Source organism: Actinacidiphila glaucinigra, assembly GCF_900188405.1.
Taxonomy (GTDB): Bacteria; Actinomycetota; Actinomycetes; order Streptomycetales; family Streptomycetaceae; genus Actinacidiphila; species Actinacidiphila glaucinigra.
In genome coordinates this window covers 32206-49281 of the sequence record NZ_FZOF01000038.1, presented here as the reverse complement: position 1 = coordinate 49281, position 17076 = coordinate 32206, and the positions used below count along the sequence as shown (strand labels likewise).

Annotated in this window: 16 protein-coding genes; 8 read left to right on the top strand and 8 right to left on the bottom strand. The window is 72.1% G+C overall.

Going from position 1 to position 17076, the window contains the following annotated elements; genetic code table 11:
• Positions 1-70: 70 nt before the first annotated feature.
• Positions 71-1540 (bottom strand): type VII secretion integral membrane protein EccD, encoded by a 1470-nt coding sequence (eccD, locus tag CHF15_RS40005; RefSeq protein ID WP_179280191.1) that lies wholly within the window; start codon positions 1538-1540, stop codon positions 71-73.
• A 294-nt stretch (positions 1541-1834) separates the two neighbouring features.
• Here eccD and eccCa point away from each other — a divergent pair, with 294 nt between their 5' ends.
• Complete coding sequence (gene eccCa, locus CHF15_RS40000) at positions 1835-5785, top strand: type VII secretion protein EccCa (RefSeq protein WP_089228858.1); 3951 nt, start codon at positions 1835-1837, stop codon at positions 5783-5785.
• An 85-nt stretch (positions 5786-5870) separates the two neighbouring features.
• On the opposite strand, the gene CHF15_RS39995 is transcribed toward eccCa, so the two are convergent.
• Positions 5871-6302 carry a hypothetical protein gene (locus tag CHF15_RS39995; RefSeq protein WP_089228857.1) on the bottom strand — a complete coding sequence of 144 codons (432 nt, stop codon included), beginning with the start codon at positions 6300-6302 and terminating at the stop codon, positions 5871-5873.
• A gap of 241 nt (positions 6303-6543) precedes the next feature.
• Here CHF15_RS39995 and CHF15_RS39990 point away from each other — a divergent pair, with 241 nt between their 5' ends.
• Positions 6544-7053: a cupin domain-containing protein gene (locus CHF15_RS39990; RefSeq protein WP_089228856.1), complete on the top strand. Its 510-nt coding sequence runs from the start codon at positions 6544-6546 to the stop codon at positions 7051-7053.
• Between the two features lie 165 nt (positions 7054-7218).
• On the opposite strand, the gene CHF15_RS39985 is transcribed toward CHF15_RS39990, so the two are convergent.
• Complete coding sequence (locus CHF15_RS39985; protein WP_089228855.1) at positions 7219-7725, bottom strand: GNAT family N-acetyltransferase; 507 nt, start codon at positions 7723-7725, stop codon at positions 7219-7221.
• Positions 7726-7859: 134 nt separating this feature from the next.
• On the opposite strand from CHF15_RS39985, the gene CHF15_RS39980 reads away from it, so the two are divergent.
• Entirely contained in the window at positions 7860-8264 is a 405-nt protein-coding gene (locus CHF15_RS39980) for an SRPBCC family protein (protein WP_089228854.1), read from the top strand.
• 17 nt (positions 8265-8281) lie between these two features.
• Positions 8282-8977 carry an alpha/beta fold hydrolase gene (locus CHF15_RS39975; protein WP_089228853.1) on the top strand — a complete coding sequence of 232 codons (696 nt, stop codon included), beginning with the start codon at positions 8282-8284 and terminating at the stop codon, positions 8975-8977.
• Here the strand turns inward: CHF15_RS39975 and CHF15_RS39970 are convergent.
• The 5 genes from CHF15_RS39970 to CHF15_RS39950 are packed head-to-tail and all read right to left on the bottom strand — an operon-like array spanning position 8962 to position 12561.
• Positions 8962-9408 carry a hypothetical protein gene (locus tag CHF15_RS39970; protein ID WP_089228852.1) on the bottom strand — a complete coding sequence of 149 codons (447 nt, stop codon included), beginning with the start codon at positions 9406-9408 and terminating at the stop codon, positions 8962-8964. The two genes, CHF15_RS39975 and CHF15_RS39970, sit on opposite strands and share 16 nt — an antisense overlap.
• Positions 9409-9452: 44 nt before the next feature.
• On the bottom strand, positions 9453-10079 hold the full coding sequence (locus CHF15_RS39965) for a hypothetical protein (RefSeq protein ID WP_089228851.1): 627 nt from the start codon (positions 10077-10079) through the stop codon (positions 9453-9455).
• Between the two features lie 21 nt (positions 10080-10100).
• Positions 10101-10781, bottom strand: coding sequence for a hypothetical protein (locus CHF15_RS39960; RefSeq protein WP_089228850.1), 681 nt, complete (start codon positions 10779-10781; stop codon positions 10101-10103).
• A complete protein-coding gene (locus tag CHF15_RS39955) occupies positions 10781-12214 on the bottom strand; it encodes a putative T7SS-secreted protein (protein WP_089228849.1) in 1434 nt (477 codons plus the stop codon). The genes CHF15_RS39960 and CHF15_RS39955 overlap by 1 nt, the downstream gene beginning before the upstream one ends.
• Positions 12211-12561: a WXG100 family type VII secretion target gene (locus CHF15_RS39950; protein ID WP_089228848.1), complete on the bottom strand. Its 351-nt coding sequence runs from the start codon at positions 12559-12561 to the stop codon at positions 12211-12213. Before CHF15_RS39950 ends, CHF15_RS39955 begins: the two co-directional genes overlap by 4 nt.
• Before the next feature lie 334 nt (positions 12562-12895).
• Here CHF15_RS39950 and CHF15_RS39945 point away from each other — a divergent pair, with 334 nt between their 5' ends.
• From CHF15_RS39945 to CHF15_RS39930, 4 genes are all read left to right on the top strand, one after another.
• On the top strand, positions 12896-13333 hold the full coding sequence (locus tag CHF15_RS39945) for a hypothetical protein (protein ID WP_089228847.1): 438 nt from the start codon (positions 12896-12898) through the stop codon (positions 13331-13333).
• A gap of 104 nt (positions 13334-13437) precedes the next feature.
• Positions 13438-15702 carry a WXG100 family type VII secretion target gene (locus CHF15_RS39940; protein WP_089228846.1) on the top strand — a complete coding sequence of 755 codons (2265 nt, stop codon included), beginning with the start codon at positions 13438-13440 and terminating at the stop codon, positions 15700-15702.
• Between the two features lie 80 nt (positions 15703-15782).
• On the top strand, positions 15783-16412 hold the full coding sequence (locus tag CHF15_RS39935; protein ID WP_089228845.1) for a hypothetical protein: 630 nt from the start codon (positions 15783-15785) through the stop codon (positions 16410-16412).
• A 79-nt stretch (positions 16413-16491) separates the two neighbouring features.
• Positions 16492-17034 (top strand): hypothetical protein, encoded by a 543-nt coding sequence (locus CHF15_RS39930; RefSeq protein ID WP_179280190.1) that lies wholly within the window; start codon positions 16492-16494, stop codon positions 17032-17034.
• The last annotated feature ends 42 nt before the right edge of the window (positions 17035-17076 follow it).

The following is a 17076-nucleotide window of genomic DNA, read 5'->3' as shown; positions in this document are numbered from 1 at the left end:
TGCGATGTCCGGGGCCGGGGTGGCGGGAGCCGCCGGCGGCCGCGGGCCCTCCGGCCCGGCCGCCCGTCGTTCAGCCGCTGGTCATGCCGCGGGCCTCGGCGTACAGGTCGAGGACCGCGAGGGCGAGCGGGATGAGGGAGAGCAGCACGGTCGCCTCGGCGAGGTCGAGCATGCGGCCCCAGAAGGGGGTGACGCCCTTGCTCGGGACGACGAGGGCGATCGCGACCAGGAGGGCCGCGCCCAGGGCGACCGCCGCGGACAGCCACACGGTGCGGATGTCGAGCGAGGAGTGGTTGCCGCGCAGCAGGTCGGTGAGGACGTCGGTCGGCAGGTTGAGGGCGAGACCGATGATCAGCAGCCCGACGGTGATCACACCGGCCACCATCAGCGTCACGACCTGCGACGTGTAGCGGAACAGCCGGGCGCGCATCAGGGTCGCCAGACCCATGGCGAGGGCGAGCAGCTGCGCCCAGGAGCTGTCGGAGAAACCGAGCACGACGCCGGCGGAGCCGACGATCGCGGCGGCGCAGCCGCCGACCAGGCCGAGCAGCAGCTCGTGGCCGCGACGGGCCTGGTTGGTGATCCGGTCGAAGTCGACCGGCTCCTCCTCGCCCTGCCGGTCGCCGTCGCCGCGGTGCCGGGCCTGGACCTGGTCGGGCGAGCGGAAGCCGATGGGCAGCCGGGCGAAGCGGGCGGACCAGCCGGGCAGGAAGCCGACGACCGCGATCATGACGACGGCGGTGACGGCGGCGGCCTCGCGCGGCGCGGCGTCGGTGAGGATCGCCACGAAGGTGGCCACGGTGCCGACGCCGGCGGTGAAGGAGGCCGCGACGAACGGCGCGTCCCCCTGGGGCAGCATCAGCACGAGGAGCACCGCGGCGATGAGCACGACGACGCAGCCGATGAGGAAGTGCAGCCGGCCCGGTCCCTCGTTCCCGTCGACGCCCATGATCCCGGAGCCGGCCACGAGCAGCAGCGGCAGGGAGGCGAGGCCGAGGGCGACGGCCGAGTGGCGGTCGTCGTACACGCGGGCGCGCACCGAGGCGAGCGCCACCAGCACCAGGCCCGCGGCGCCGGCGAGGATGCCGGACAGGCCGTGCATGTCGTGCTTGACCGGCTCGGAGAACCAGAGCACGAAGGCCATCAGGGCGAGCAGGATGACGCCCGCGGTCAGGCCCACGCCACGCATGAGGCCGTCGTTCCAGCTGCGCCGGTCGGTCTCGACCGCGGCGGCGACGGCGTCGACGACGTCGTCGAACACGGCGGGCGGCAGTGAGTCCGCGAACGGGCGCAGCAGCAGCAACTCACCGTCGTGCACGCGCTGTTCGGCCAGGGACAGGGTGCCGTCGAGGACACGTCCGTCCCGGCGGACCAAGTTGTAGCCGGTGGGGGCGGCTTCGTCGGGCGTCTGGCCCGACAGGCGCAGTATCTCCGGATGGATGTCGGAGAGCGGTACGTCCTCCGGGAGTGCCACATCGATCCGGCTGTTCGGCGCCGCCACCGTGACTCTGCAGAATCCCGTCGCTGAGATCGTGCTCACCTGGAGTGGTCCCCCTCGTCCGGTGATGGGTGTGTTGGGGTGGGGTCCGCGCGGCCGTCCAGGGTCGGACCCCCGTCCGCGCCTCGCGATCCGTCACCCTACCGGGTACCCCAAGTCCCTTGTCCCTCACCCGTCCCAGTGCCTTTGAACTGTCATGCCCAGTAGGATCGCCACCTGCCTGTGGTCCGATGCCCGCCCCGCGCGGGGCGCAGCGCGACCGGGACGTGTCATACGGGGGACCGTCACCACGGGGGCGGCCCGAAACTGCGATTCGCGTGAAGGACTGGTGCATCGGTGAGCGTGGTCGTCATCAAGCGCCCGCCGCGGGTTTACCCGCCGGAGGTGCCGAATGAGGAGGTACGGCTCGAAGCCCCGCCCGAACTGCCGCGCGGCGAGGACCAGGGCCTGCTGATGAACCTGCTGCCGATGCTCGGCATGGGTTCCTCGGCGGCGTTCTTCTTCCTGCCCACGGGGTCGGGGACCTCCGGCGGGTTCATGAAGGTCATGGGCGTGCTCATGCTGGGCTCCACCGTGGCGATGGTGGTGGCCCAGATCGTGCGCGCCCGCAAGGGGCCGTCGGGGCAGATGGCGGAGGCCCGCCGGGACTACCTGAAATACCTGGCGCAGGTGCGCCGCGGGGTGCGCAAGACCGCCCGCAAGCAGCGCGACGCACAGTATTACCTGCATCCCGCGCCCGAACAGCTGTGGGCGCTGGTCGCCGAGTCCTCGCGGGTGTGGGAACGCCGTTTCACCGACCCGGACTTCGCGCAGGTGCGGGTGGGCCTCGGCCCGCAGCAGCTGTCGACGCCGCTGGTGGCGCCGGAGACCGCCCCGGTGGACGAACTGGAGCCGCTGACCGCGCACTCGATGCAGCAGTTCATCGCGGCGCACGGCTCGCTGGACAACCTGCCGCTGGCGGTGGGACTGCGTTCCTTCTACCACGTGACCGTCTCCGGGGACCCGGACACCGTCTACGGGCAGACCCGCTCCATCGTGGGCCAGCTGTGCTCCCTGCACTCGCCGGAGGACCTGGTCGTCGCCATCGTGGCGGCACCCGGCGCCCAGCCGGAGTGGGAGTGGGTCAAGTGGCTGCCGCACGCGCAGCACAAGGAGCACGACGGCGCGGGCTCGCGCCGTCTGATATGCGGCGACCTGGGCGAGGTCGAGGATCTGCTGGCGGACGAGCTGGAGGGCCGGCCGCGCTTCAACCGCGAGGGCCAGCCGGTGCTGGACCAGCCGCACGTGGTGATCGTGCTGGACGGCGGCGGCGTGCCGGCGGACTCGGTGATCGCGTCCGCCGAGGGCCTGCAGGGCGTCACGATCCTGGAGGTCGTCCCCGGCGAGCTGGACGAGGCGCGCGGCTCGCTGTCGATCCAGGTGTGGCGCGACCAGCTGTACCTGGAGGCCGGGGCCGGCACCTTCACCGGCGTACCCGACGTGCTGTCCCCGGTGCAGGCGGAGTCGCTGGCGCGGCAGCTCGCGCCCCTGCGGCTGGGTGCCGCGGACGCCGACGAACCGCTGCTGGCGAACCTGGACTTCACCGACCTGATGGGCATCGGCGACGCTGCGTCGGTGGACGTGGCGCGGACCTGGCGGCCGCGGACCCTCCACGAGCGGCTGCGGGTGCCCATCGGCCTGGGCGAGACCGGTGAGCCGGTCATGCTGGACGTCAAGGAGGCCTCGCAGGAGGGCATGGGCCCGCACGGCCTCTGCGTCGGCGCCACCGGTTCCGGCAAGTCCGAGCTGCTGCGCACGCTGGTGCTGGGCCTGGCCGTGACGCACTCCTCGGAGACCCTCAACTTCGTGCTCGCCGACTTCAAGGGCGGCGCGACCTTCACCGGCATGGGCACGATGCCGCACGTGTCGGCGGTCATCACCAACCTGGCCGACGAACTCACCCTGGTGGACCGCATGCGCGACTCCATCACCGGTGAGCTGACCCGCCGCCAGGAGCTGCTGCGGCAGGCCGGCAACTACGCCAACATCACCGACTACGAGAAGGCCCGCGCGGCGGGCGCGGCGCTCGACCCGCTGCCCTCGCTGGTCCTGATCATCGACGAGTTCTCCGAACTGCTCGCCGCCAAGCCGGACTTCATCGAGATGTTCATCCAGATCGGCCGCATCGGCCGGTCGCTGGGCGTGCACATGCTGCTGGCCTCGCAGCGCCTGGAGGAGGGCAAGCTGCGCGGCCTGGACACCTTCCTGTCGTACCGCATCGGCCTGCGGACCTTCTCCGCCGCCGAGTCCCGCACCGCGATCGGCGTGCCCGACGCGTACCACCTGCCCAACGTGCCCGGCGCGGGCATCCTGAAGTACGGCACCGACACGATGGTGCAGTTCAAGGCCGCGTACGTGTCCGGCACCTACCGGGCGCCGGGCACCCGCACGGCGAGCGGGGCGCGCATCGACCGCTCCCCCGTGCTGTTCACGGCCTCGCCCGTGCCCGTGCGCATCGTCACCGCGCCGGAGCCGCAGCAGCGGAGCGGGCAGGTGGACGACGCGCTGGCCGACACCGTGCTCGACGTCGTCGTCGGCCGGCTGGAGGGCCAGGGGCCGCCCGCCCACCAGGTGTGGCTGCCGCCGCTGGACGAGCCGTTCAGCGTCGACCAGGTGCTGCCGCCGCTGACGGTGAGCGCCGAGCGGGGTCTGCACGCGGAGGGCTACACCGCCACCGGCAAGCTGCAGGTGCCGGTCGGTCTGGTCGACAAGCCCTTCGAGCAGCGCCGTGACGTCATGTACGCGGACCTGTCGAGCTCCGGCGGTCACGCCCTGATCGTCGGCGGCCCGCAGTCCGGCAAGTCGACGCTGGTCCGCACCCTGATCGCGTCCTTCGCGCTCACCCACACCCCGAAGGAAGTGCAGTTCTACGCACTGGACTTCGGCGGCGGCGGCATGCTGGCCCTGGACGGGCTGGCCCACGTCGGCGGGGTCGCCTCGCGCCTGGACGCGGAGAAGGTCCGCCGTACGGTGGCCGAGGTGCACGGCATCCTGAACGCCCGCGAGGAGTTCTTCCGCACCAACGTCATCGACTCGATGGGCACCTTCCGCTCCCGCCGGGCCTCGGGGCACTTCCCCGACCAGCCGTGGGGCGACGTGTTCCTGGTCATCGACGGCTGGAGCACCTTCAAGACCGACTACGAGATGCTCGACCCGGTCATCAACGACATCGCCACCCGCGGTCTGGGCTTCGGCATCCACCTGGTGATCACCGCCACCCGCTACACCGAGATCCGGCCCGCGCTGCGCGACCAGGTCCTCAGCCGGCTGGAGCTGCGGCTCGGCGACCCGATGGAGTCCGAGTTCGACCGCAGGCGCGCCGAGAACGTGCCGGTCGGCAAGCCGGGCCGCGGGCTGTCCCCCGACAAGCTGGACTACCTGGCGGCGCTGCCCCGCGTCGACGCCTCCTCCGGCGTGGAGGACCTCTCCGACGGCATGGCGCAGTTCGTGGCATCGGTCAACGCCAACTGGTCGGGCCCCACCGCGCCGAAGGTGCGGATGCTGCCGACGATGCTGCCGTCGACCGAGCTGCCCGGGGGCGGCGACTTCTCCGGCCGCGGCATCGCGATCGGTGTGGACGAGCTCACCCTGTCGCCGGTGTTCGTGGACTTCGAGACCGACCCGCTGTTCGTCATCTACGGCGAGAGCGAGTCCGGGAAGTCCTCGCTGCTGCGGCTCCTCGCCAGGCAGGCCAGCGAGCGCTACGAGCCCGGCAAGGCGCTGTTCGTGGTCGCCGACTTCCGCCGGGCGCTGCTCGGCCAGGTACCGGAGAGCCACATGTACAAGTACTGCGCCTCCGGTCCGCAGCTGCAGGAGGTCATGGAGTCGCTGGCCGGTTCCATGAGCCGCCGGATGCCCGGCCCGGACGTCACGCCGGAGCAGCTGCGCAGCCGCAGCTGGTACAGCGAGCCGGACGCCTGGGTCTTCGTGGACGACTACGACCTGGTCGCCACCTCGATGGGCAACCCGATGCAGGTGCTGATGGAGTACCTGCCGTTCGCCCGTGACCTGGGCCTGCGCATCGTGCTGTCGCGCAGCACCTCGGGCGCTTCGCGGTCGTCCTTCGAGCCGTTCCTGACCCGCGTCAAGGAGCTGGGCGCGACCGGGGTGCTGCTGTCCGGCGACCCGGCCGAGGGCCCGATCTTCGGCAACGTCAAGGCGTCCAGGCTGCCTCCGGGCCGTGCGCAGTTCATCACGCGGCGCCGCGGCAACCAGCTGATCCAGACCGGCTTCCTGCCGGAGAGCTGATCCCGTCCCGGCGCGCGGCGCCGGGACACGCGAGCGGGGGCGGGCCGTCCGGCCCGCCCCCGCCGTGCTCGCGGCCCCGGCTGCCTCAGTCCCGCGGGGACGGCGGCCGGTAGGCGGGCGGAACGTCGCGGGGGTCGCGCCGCACGGCGGCCGGGCGGTCGCCGCCGGGCGTCCCGTCCTCCCGGTCCTCCTGCGCCTCCTGCGCCTGCTCGTCGGACTGCTGCTCGAACCAGCGCCGGGCGCGCTCCTCCTGTGCCGCCCGCTCCTCGGGCGTCAGCCGCTCGTCGGCGCGCCTCAGCTCGGCCATGCGGTCGCCGAGGGCGCCGAGGTAGGCCCCGGAGCCCAGTGCCTCCCGCATGCCGAGGCGGCCGGAGAGCACCTCCCGCGCCATCTCCTTGAGCGTGCCGTCGACTTGGGGATTGTCGGCGAGTGTCCTGAGCGCCTTGTGCAGTCGGCGGGCCTGTGCGGGGTCGTCGGCGACGTCCATCAGGTCCCTGTCGCTGATCTCCTTGCTCATCGGCTCCGTTCCCCCGGTCGAGAGTGTCGTGGCGAATGTTTGCGTGCCATCGTGCCATCAGCCGGACGCCCCGGCCACGGGCACGGGCATGGACATGGGCACGGTCACGGGCGGGCGGCTCCGGCGGTACGGACACGCTTCGTCAACCTTTCGGCCGTACTTCCCGGAGCGCTGGCCGGAGTTCCCGGATCGGATGTGGCACGGTCTGTCTGACCGATGCCGAAGGAGACGACGAGCGATCATGTCCTACCCCGAGCCCCGTTACCTCGGAGAACAGGGCGAGGTCAGCGCGCTGTTCCGCGCCGCCGGCACCGGTGCGGACGTGCTCGCTCCCTCGGGCAACCGCACCCACTACCTGGCCACGCACACGTCGACGGGCGGCGACTTCGGCCTCTACCGGATCGACATGGGCCCGGGCTCCCCCGGCCCCAGCACCCACTTCCACCGGTCGATCTCGGAGTCCTTCTTCGTCCTGTCCGGGGCGGTGCAGCTCTTCGACGGTGAGCGCTGGATCACCGCCCGCCCAGGGGACTTCCTCCATGTGCCGGCCGGGGGGCTGCACGCCTTCCAGAACGACTCCGACGAGCCGGCGTCGATGCTGCTGCTCTTCGCTCCCGGCGCGCCCCGGGAGGAGTACTTCGAGAGGGCCGGCGAGATGGCGCAGCGCGGGGGTGCGGAGTTCCGGGAGTTCCTGCTGCGCCACGACAGCTTCTTCGTGGAGCCGCCGCAGGTGGGGCCGGAGCCGCTGTGACGGACGGGCCGGCGGCCGGCCGGAGCCCTTGCCGACGACGCGGAAGCGGTTGCCCCCGGTGTCGGCCAGGACGGGGTCGTGCCGGTTCCGAGGGCAGCGCCCCGGAGGCCGCCGCGCGCCGGCCGCCGTCGTGCGGGAACGGGCCCGCCGGGGTCCGGATCGGCGTCACGGCACGTAGAGCTCCAGGCGCCAGTCGTTGCAGCGGATGGGGTGCCCCGGCGGGTACTCGAAGTCGCACTCCTCCACCAGCGTGAAGCCGAGCTTGCGGCAGATCGCGTTCGAGGGGTGGTTGTCGACCTTGGGGAAGGCGTGCAGGAAGCGCGGGCCCTTCTCGGCCGCCGCCCGGGCGATGACGGCCTCCCCGGCGGCCGCGGCGACGCCGAGCCCCTGGAACTCGGGCAGGACGCCCCAGCCGGTCTCGTACACCGTGCCGCCTCGCCAGGACTTCTCCCAGTAGCCGATGCTCCCGGCCGGCACACCCTCGGGCAGCAGCACGATGCTGAACATCCCGCCGCCCTCGCTCCCGCTCGCCAGATACCGCTCGTGGCGGACGAGCAGCTGCTCCTCGGTCTCGGGGCCGCCGAGGTGCCGCATCATCGCGGGCGCGTTCGCCCGCCGGAGCAGCTCGAGGTCGCCCTCCGCCCACGGCTCGATCCGTACCTGCGCGCCCATCTTCCGCTCCCTTCGTCGCTCCCGCCGATCACACCACACGGGTCGGACACCGCCACCGATGAGTTTCGCCGGGCCGCCCGGTCCTATCACCGGAGCCGTTCCGCGGTGGCCGGCTCGAACAGGAAGGCAGCACCATGAACGACATCACCATTACCCGGGTCTTCGACGCGCCGCTCGCCAAGGTGTGGAAGGTGTGGACCGAGCCGGAGTACTTCGCCCAGTGGTTCGGCGCCCCGCTGCCCACCGTCGCCAGCGACGTCCGCCCCGGCGGGGCCTGGCGCGCCACCATCACCACGCCGCAGGGCGAGATGCCGCTGAGCGGGGTGTACCGCGAGGTGGAGCTGCACAAGCGGCTGGTGTGGACGATGGAGGTCCCGGGTGCGCCGGAGGTCGTCATGGACGCCGCCTTCACCGACCGCGGTGACCGGACCGAGGTCGTCTACCACCAGCCCGGCGTCCCGGAGGAGCACTGCGCCACGGCCGAGGCCGGAGCCAACCACATCCTGGACAGCTTCACCTCCGTCCTGGCGAAGTCCTGACGGGAGGACGGGCGAACGTGACGGAAACGACCTTCGTCCTGGTCCCGGGCGCGGGGGGCGGCACCTGGTACTGGCACCTGCTCGAGCCGGAGCTACGCCGCCGCGGCCACGCCGCGGTCGCGGTGGACCTCCCCACCGGGGACGACCACGCGGGGCTGCGGGAGTACGCCGACGCGGTCGTCGCCGCCGCGGGCGACCGCGCGCCGCTGGTGCTGGTCGCCCAGTCGATGGCCGGCTTCAGCGCGCCCCTCGCCTGCGAACGGCTCGGGGACCGGCTCGTGCTGCTTGTCCTGGTCAACGCGATGGTCCCGGCTCCCGGCGAGACCGCCGGGGAGTGGTGGGCCGCCACAGGCCAGCCGGAGGCCCGGCGCGCCCTCGACCTCGCCGAGGGGCGGCCGGTGGACGGGGAGTTCGACCCCCTTGTGACGTTCTTCCACGACCTCCCGGGGCATGTGGCGGAAGAGGCCCTGGCCCGGGGGAACCCGCAGTCGGACACTCCCTTCGGCCTGCCCTTCCCGCTGCCCGCCTGGCCGGACGTGCCCACCCGGGTCGTCGTGGGCCGCGACGACCGGCTGTTCCCCGCCGCCTTCCAGCGGCGCGTGGCCCGGGAGCGGCTCGGCGTCGACGCCGACGTCCTGCCGGGCGGGCACCTGGTGGCGCTCTCCGACCCGAACGGACTGGCGGACCTGCTGGTGGGCTACCTCCCGGGCTGAGGCAGCGGCCGGCGCAGGGACAGGGCACCGGGACTCCACCGGTCCCGCCCGGTGCCGCGTACCTCCGCCGTCCAGCCCTCCGCGACAGCGGCGGCGCGGTCCGGGCCCACGCCGCGGAAGAGCCGGGCCGGGACGGTGACGGCGAGCACGGCCGCGCCGTCGGCGCCGTGCGCCCGGTGGGCCGCGGGCCGTCGCTCGGCGTCGGCGATCCGGGCGCGGATCCGCTCGGTCGCGTACGCGTCCCACCGGGCGGGGTCACCGGCCCACTCAAGCCGGAACCGGGGCCAGGTGAGGACGGCGCGCCAGGGGTTGAGCCAGGCGAGCGGGGGGTTGAACCCCGCGGACGCGAGCGCCACGAGCAGGCCCAGGGCGAGCGCGACCGCGGCCCACACCGGCAGCCAGAACCACTGCAGGACGAACTGCGCGAGCAACCCTGGCCTGTTCCTGCGCGGGGCCGCGAGACGCGGCGGGGCCGTCACGCCGTGCCCTGCGACCGGTGGACGACCGCCTGCGCGTAGGCCAGCCGTACGTCCAGCCGGTCCGTCCGGACCTTGTACCGCTCGGACATCCCGTGGTACTTCAGCGCCGCCGGCGAACCGACCCCCTGCCGCCAGGCCGTGCGGACGGGCAGCGACCAGGCGGAGTCCCCGGTGCCGCCGACCGCCCAGAACAGGTTGAGGACCAGCCACAGCGGTGACAGCAGCAGGAACACCACCCACGAGGTCAGGGTGCCGCCGTGCCCCGCGAGCACCCGGTCGCCCGGCAGCCTGATCTCCCACCGCGGCCGCCACCGCGCGCTCTTGGCGGGGGTCCCCAGCTCCCCCAGTTCCTCGCCGGCGGGTCCGAGCACCGACAGCCGCCCGCCGGACGACTGCCCGCCCACCGGCCGTACGACGAAGCCGAGCGTCTCCCGTCCGGCCAGGTCCCGGTACATCGCGAACCGCGGCTTCGCGCCGGCCCCGGAGCCGCCGGCGGGAGCGCCGTGCCCGACGTACACGGTCTCGCCGCCCCGCCGGGGGCGGATGACCTTCTGCAGCTTGAAACCGGCCTGTCTGCGCTCCTGCTCGGAGGGCGGCCGCACCTGGAACGAAACGACACTCATCCGATCACGTCCTGTCCTGTGTCACCCGAAGACGGAGCGGGCGTCTCCGCCCGCGCTGGGCTGCTCCGGTGACCCCTCGGGGACGCCGCCGGAAGCGCCGCGGTCGCGTGCGAAGTGCACGCTCTCCCCGATCTCGGACATCAGCGACACGTACACCGGCAGGTCCGCCAGGCTCGGGGTGCTGAGCGAGAAGACGACGAGGTAGCCGCCGAAGGGCGACGGCACGTAGAGCTCGATGTGCAGGAACGCGAAGGGGGCGGCGACCTGTTCGCCGTCGACCTCCGTCGCGTGGAACGACACCACGGCGGGACCGCACTCCAGGTCCACCTTGTGGACGTCCCGGTGCGGCTCCAGCGAGAGCAACTCGTGCAGCGCCGCCGCCGCGATCCCCGGGTCGCCCGGCTCGGTCTCCTCGATGCGCACCAGGAGGTTGGCCGTGCTGATCCGGTCGTCCTCGGTGGCGAACAGGCCGAGGGCCGCGTGCAGTACCCCGTCGGCGTCCAGGGACCCGGCGACCTCGCGGTACACCGCGGCGGTGGCCTCCCGCTGGAAGTCGGTGCCGCCGGGCCAGATGCGCGCGGCCAGTTCGGACACCTGCGCGTCGAGGGCGTCGGGCGGCAGGTGGAGGGGGATCTCGTGGAACACGTCCGGGGATTCGAACTCGACGAGCACGCCCGGCGCCTCATGGAGCGACGTGCTCATCAAAGCCTCCCGGCCGCAGGCGTGTCCGAATTGTTGAACATGTTGTAGACGCCGGTCACGATACCGGGAGCCTGCTGCGCCACCTGCGGTCCCTTGGCCCACCACGACATGGGGTCGAGTGTGCCGTCGGCCCGGATGGCGGCGCCGAGGGAGTTCTTCACGCTCTGCGGGGCGAATTTGTCCACCGCCCAGCTCAGCGCCTTCTCCTTGGCGGAGGATCCGACGGTGTCCAGGACGTGGTTGTCCCAGGCCATCTTCATACGGTTGCCGAAGCCCTCGGCGCTGACCATCTTGCTGCCCGGCAGTGCCTCCCGCCGCAGCAGACCGACCTTGCCCTCCAGCTTCTCGACGGTGTAGCCGGCGTTCTTCAGCGCCCGGATCTTGGTCACGTGCTCGATGGAGGCGATGGTCCTGCCGTTCACCTTGTAGAGCTTCATCGGGATCTTGACGCCCTTCATGGCGACCTTGCCCAGCTTGCCGATGGGGATGACGCCCAGACCGTCACCGATCAGGTCCATCGCGCTGACGTCGGCGCCGCCGAGTTTCGCCGCCCCGTGCGTGGCGAGCGCGCCCAGCGACAGCGCGCCGCCGGCGAGGGCGAAGGCGCCCGCAAGGGGCGGGCACCAGAGCGTGAGCAGGGAGAGGACGCCCATCACCGTCGAGGCGATGCTGAGCCAGTCACCGATCTGCTTGAGCAGGTCCGCGTGCTTCACGCACCAGTTCTGGATGTCGTGGCCGACCTTGGTGAAGAAGTCGGCCAGCCCCTCGAAGAAGCCCGCGTCGGGCGCCTTGTCGTTCGCCTTGCGCAGCCGGTCCGCGATGCCCCGGGCGTCGGACTGGTGGTGCTCCAGCAGTTCCTCGGCCCGCTTGATGATGTCCTCGAGCTCCTGCTGCGCCCTCTCCAGCTGCTTGCCCGCGGAGTCGAGGTCCGTGCCGGCCTGGTTCAGCCTGTTCGACGCCGCGTCGATCCTCGCCTGGGCGTCGGCGAGTTCGCTCTGCGTCGCGTAGTACTGGCCGGCCAGGCGCAGCGCCGGGTCCGCGGCCGCCTGGTTGTAGGCGGACGCCGCCCGGTCGTAGGCGCCCTGCCCGGTCTTCTCCCGCTCCTTGGCCGCCTTGGCCTGCGCCTCGTACTCCCGGGCCTTCTGCTGGTAGTCCGCCAGTTTCGAGCGCCACGAGGACAGTTGGAGCGAGGCCTCGCGCAGCGCGTCCCGGCTGTCGCCCACGTAGCGCGGCAGGTCGCCGACCTTCTCGGCGAAGGCGCTCGCCGCCTCGCCCTCCCAGGTCTTGCCGCCCTTGGTGATCCCGGTGAGCGTGGTGTAGGCGTTGTCCAGGCCCGTCGCGGCCCGTGACAGCTTGGAGTTGAGGTCCTCGACGCTCTCCAGCTTCCCCGGTGCCGGGTCGAAGCCTATGGAGGGGTATTCCGCCGCCGTCATCGCGCACCCGCCGTGGGCCGCTCCTGCGGGGCCGGGGACGGGGTGGGCTTCGGAGCCGCGCCCTGCGTCATGGCATCGCGGATCGCCTGCTCGGTGGCCTCGTAGTTGTTCTTGGTGGCCTTGAGCTTCTCCTCGATCTGCGCCGTGCCGTCGGCTATCTTCCCGATGGCATTGTCCCAGCTGTCGTGGAACTCGTCGCAGGCGTTGTCCAGCGCCTCGCTGCCCGTGCTCTTCGGACCCACGTCCTTCAGCGCGCCCAGCGCCTTGCGCATGTCGTCCTGGCTGTCGTGCAGCTGCTTCAGCAGCCGGTCGAGATCCTGGACCTCGACCTTGAAGTGGTCACCCAATGTGTGTCCCCCGCGTGGACCGCCCGCCGTACCTCAGCACCAGGGGCGGTGGTTTCAGCCGACCCACCGAGGCTACCGCTCCCCATGTGCCGCTTCACCCCCGCCGAAGGGCTTCCCCCAGGATCTCTACGTCCCCCGCCGCGGGCGCGGTGCGCGGGCGCCATCGCGGACGAGGGGGCGGGGTGAGCCCTGGAGGCGATCCGGTATGTTCGTGTGCCATTGACATGTCCTCGCTGGGATGGTCGCGCGGTACCGGGGCCGGGCTCCGGAGGCCGCGCGGGCCGCGTCACGACGGACGTGCCGGGATCGCAGTCAACGGGGATGGGACAAAGGGATGAGCACTCCCTTCGACGGTTCGCAGGACGGCGGGGCCGCACGGATGAGGCTGAACTCCGTGCCCGCCGACCCGGGCGGTGGCGGGACGTCCGCCGGAACGGCCAAGGTCGACACGCAGCGCCTGGACGGAGCGGCCAACGCGCTGGTCGAACTGCGCGGTGACACCGAGAACGTCGACAACAAGGCCGACGAGGACACCCTCGGCGCCGTCACGGGCCTCAACAGGCACACCGCTCCGGGACCGCCCGAAGGGGGCTCGTGGGCCACCGCGGGCTCCCTGATGACGATGGACCTCCGCTGGGGCGACCAGGTCGTCAACCTCAAGCGCATGCTGCAGGACATCAGTGACAAGCTCCACACCAGCTCCGGCCACTACACCCGCGCCGAGCAGGAGGAACAGGCCCGCCAGGCCTCGATCCACACCCCCTTCGGCTGAGCGGGGACGCGGGGCCCCGGACGACACGGAGGATCGCCCCGGCAGGAAGACCCGCCCGGACCGGACGACCGTCCCCCGACGGACGGACAGGAGCTGACGTACCCATGGTGTCCATCCCCTACCTCGACAAGGCCGACCTCGGCCCGCTCGCCGACGCCGCCGCCTCGTGGGGCGCGCTGCCGGCCAAGTACGAGGCGCTGCAGCGCGAGTTCGAGCAGCGTGTGATCAACCACCTCAAGGGCCACTGGGAGGGCGACGCCGCCACCGCGGCCTTCGCCACCATGGAAAGCGCCCGCACGGAGTACGCGAACGCCGCCACCGAGGCCGGCCGCATCGCCAAGCTGCTGGGGGACGCCCACACCGAGTTCGCCGCGTTCCAGAAGCAGCTCCAGGCACTGCTCGACGAGGCACGGGCCGACAGCTTCCACGTCTCCGAGGACGGCGCGATCAAGGACGTCGACTCCCGCTGGGACAGCCCGACCGCCTCCGCCTCCCCGGGCTTCGCCACCGAGCGCAAGGGCAAGCTGGACTCGCTCTCCTCACGCCTGACGCGCGTGCTCGAACTGGCCACCGCCGCTGACGAGGCCGCGAGCGCCGCCCTGGAGCGCGACGCCAACGGCGACAGCCGGTCGTTCAACACCAGCGTGTACACCAGTCTCGACGCCGTCGAGATCGACCAGGCCACCGCCATCGCCGCCAAGGGCGACCGGGCGACGGACGCCGAACTCGACCAGCTGAACCGGATCCTCCACGCCAACAGCGAGGATTCCGATTTCACCACCGGCTTCTACGACAAGCTCGGTCCGCACAAGACGCTGGACTTCTACGCGAACCTCACCGCCCAGGCCGACGAGGAACCGGACTCCCGGCGCTTCAAGGAGGTCCAGGAACTCCAGAAGAACCTCGGCCACTCCCTGGCCACCGCCACCGACCCGGACAAGCAGCCCCATCTGTCCGACGCGTGGAACGCGGAACTGCGCGCCCAGGGCGCCCAGAAGTTCACCGTCAGCGACAACCCCGGCTACCCGTACCAGCCGTACGGATACCAGGTCCTGGGCGGCATCCTGCGCTACGGCGAGTACGACTCGCACTTCCTGACGCCCATCGCGCGGCACGCGGTCTCCCTGGAGGCCGAGAACCCCGACATCTGGATCGAGAACTCGCCGCGCGGTTCGCTGAACGAGGACATCACGTCCAACCCCTCCGGCAGGGGCGGCGACGGCTTCGACCCCATGACCGGCATCCTGGAGGGCCTCGGCCACAGCCCCGACGCCGCCGAGGACTTCTTCACCGGCGACGTGATCGCCTACCACCGCGACGGCACCGTCGACCCGGGCGGCGACGTCAGGGTGGACCATGGTGACGGGAGGAAGGACGTCGACTCCTACCTGGACTACTTCACCGACCCCGACCGCGACTGGGTGCCCGACACGGCCTCCCGCGACCTGGAGGAGAGCGCCAAGGCCACCCGGTACGGCCCCGACGCGCTCGGCCACGCCCTGGAGGCGGCGGTCTCCGGACGTGCCTACGACGACCTCGACGGGCCGCCGGTGAAGCACTCCGAGGGCCAGGCGGAACTCATGCACGACGTGGTCGACAGGTTCGGCAACGACCCCGGCCTGATCAGCCTCAAGGACGGCGGCGCGCTGTCCCCGATGACCGACAGCCTCGGGAACATGACGGCCGAGTACATGTGGGACGTCCAGAAGGCGATGGCAGGGGACAGCGACAACTTCACCACCTACGGCAAGGACGCCGGTCTGCAGGACCTCAACGACGGGCCGCTGTCCACGTTCATCGGCGCGGTGTCGAAGGACCCCGACGCCTACGGAGCCATCGGCAACGCCCAGCAGGCGGTCACCACGCAAGTGGTGACCGGCGCACTCGACGGCCGCACCGGTGGCGAGGTCCCGACCGACAAGGTCAAGGACCTGGTGGCTCCCGGCGCCCTGATCAGCGGGATCATGGAGGAATCACGCTCCCAGGCGGTCTACGACGACAGGATCGCCTCCGACGAGGAGTTCAACAAGGGCCTGGAGACCGGGGACAAGTGGGTCGGCCGGGTCGTGGGGATGGGCACGAGCAAGATCCCCGTCGCGGGGGACGCGGTCGGCTGGGTGGTGGAGGACATCCAGGCGGCGGTCGTCGAGCACTACACGCGCGACTCCGGCGACGAGGCGGGCGACGAGGCGCGCCACGAACTGGAGTCCAAGCGCGAGACCGGAGCCCAGGCGATCAAGGACGCGACCGCGACCGCCGGCCGGGAGGCCGGCCTCACGGAAGGGCAGATCACCGATCTCGGCGACGCGGTGTACCACCAGGCCAACCTGGACTACGGCGACGGCCGGAACCGCGCGAGGGGCCTGTAGGTCCTGTCTTCGATCCTGTCTTCCGCCACTTCCCGGGACGCGACCGCGGCCCCGGGTCGAGAGATGCAGAGGTTCACACCATGACTGACACGCTGGACGGCACCGCGGCCGTGGACCGCGCTTCCGGTCGTCGCGGACGGTGGTGGGCGGCGGCCGCGGCCGTCGCACTCCTGGCCGCGGGGATCGGCTGGTGGGCGGTCCGCGGCACCGAGCAGGGCACCGTGGCGGTGCCGTCCACGGTGTGCGACGGTTCGCTCCCGGGGTCCCTGGCCGCGGCGGTGCTCCCTTCCGAGGGCGCCGCCTACACGGAGGAGGTCCGGGAATTCAGCAGGCCGGGTGCGGAGTCCGGCTACTGCTTCCTGCGGGCCGGCGGCGTTTCCGTGCAGGTCAAGTTCGACCTCAGCGCGGGCGGCACATTCACCCGGGCGACCATCGAGAAGCAGGCCCATGCCAAGGGGCGGTCCCCGCTGTCGGCGGACGGGGCCGAAGGGTACGTCGGGGACCGCAGCGGGGCGCTGTTCGCGCCGTGCCCGCACGACGGCGACAAGGACGCCATCGCCTGGGTGACCGCGGGCTACGTACAGGCCGACGACGACGTCGCCGGCTCGCAGCGGGACGGATTCCGCGACCTCACGATCGCCGCGGCGCGCCACGCCGCGCAGGACGTACTCGGCTGCACGGGGACCGGCAAGCAGGGCGGCGGGTCGTGAGGACCGGCGCCTCCGGGTGGCGGCGGAAGCCGGCTTCCGCGGTCCCGAGGGCCCCTGGTCTGCGAGCGTCGACGGCTGAGTGATCAGGTCGGATCCGCGCCGCGCAGCGGATGAGGGCGGGCCGCGGCACACCACGTCGCGCCTCGCCCTCGCCCGCGCCGTGACGGCGACGGCACAACGCGCCGCGGAGAGCACCGGGTGCGCGGCGAAGCCGGGGGACGCGGACAGGCTGACCGCCCCGGAGGCCGCCGCCACCACCGTGCCGGGCACCTGCAAGGGGCTGATCTCCGCGACCGAGGTGCGCGAGACACCCGCCGAGGCCGCACCGGTGGAGGAGTGCGTGCTCGCCGGACACCTGCAACTGGGAGCGGCGTACGGTCCCTTCAACGACAACTCGCAAGCCGTCGCCGCAGGAAGGTACGGAGGCCACGACAGGCCCGTGGACATCGGCCGACTGCCAGGGGCCCTCGGTATCGGCTACTACCAGGCGTCGGCCGTCGACGGGAGCAACCGGGACTTCGCCAAGGCCCCGCTCACGGCGTCCGAGCGGGCCGATCTGCGGCGCTTCGCCGAGCGGTCGGCCGCCCGCCACGGGTGCGGCACCCCGGCGAAGCTCTCCTGACGGCCGTGGGGGTCCGTTCGCACGGAACGCGGTTCAGCGGAG

Bases quoted from the DNA above. Each gene is read 5' to 3' on its own strand.
- CHF15_RS39995 (WP_089228857.1), bottom strand. From the start codon at position 6,302: ATGAGCAAGGAGATCAGCGACAGGGACCTGATGGACGTCGCCGACGAC.
- CHF15_RS39990 (WP_089228856.1), top strand. From the start codon at position 6,544: ATGTCCTACCCCGAGCCCCGTTACCTCGGAGAACAGGGCGAGGTCAGC.
- CHF15_RS39985 (WP_089228855.1), bottom strand. From the start codon at position 7,725: ATGGGCGCGCAGGTACGGATCGAGCCGTGGGCGGAGGGCGACCTCGAG.
- CHF15_RS39980 (WP_089228854.1), top strand. From the start codon at position 7,860: ATGAACGACATCACCATTACCCGGGTCTTCGACGCGCCGCTCGCCAAG.
- CHF15_RS39965 (WP_089228851.1), bottom strand. From the start codon at position 10,079: ATGAGTGTCGTTTCGTTCCAGGTGCGGCCGCCCTCCGAGCAGGAGCGC.
- CHF15_RS39960 (WP_089228850.1), bottom strand. From the start codon at position 10,781: ATGAGCACGTCGCTCCATGAGGCGCCGGGCGTGCTCGTCGAGTTCGAA.
- CHF15_RS39955 (WP_089228849.1), bottom strand. From the start codon at position 12,214: ATGACGGCGGCGGAATACCCCTCCATAGGCTTCGACCCGGCACCGGGG.
- CHF15_RS39945 (WP_089228847.1), top strand. From the start codon at position 12,896: ATGAGCACTCCCTTCGACGGTTCGCAGGACGGCGGGGCCGCACGGATG.
- CHF15_RS39940 (WP_089228846.1), top strand. From the start codon at position 13,438: ATGGTGTCCATCCCCTACCTCGACAAGGCCGACCTCGGCCCGCTCGCC.
- CHF15_RS39935 (WP_089228845.1), top strand. From the start codon at position 15,783: ATGACTGACACGCTGGACGGCACCGCGGCCGTGGACCGCGCTTCCGGT.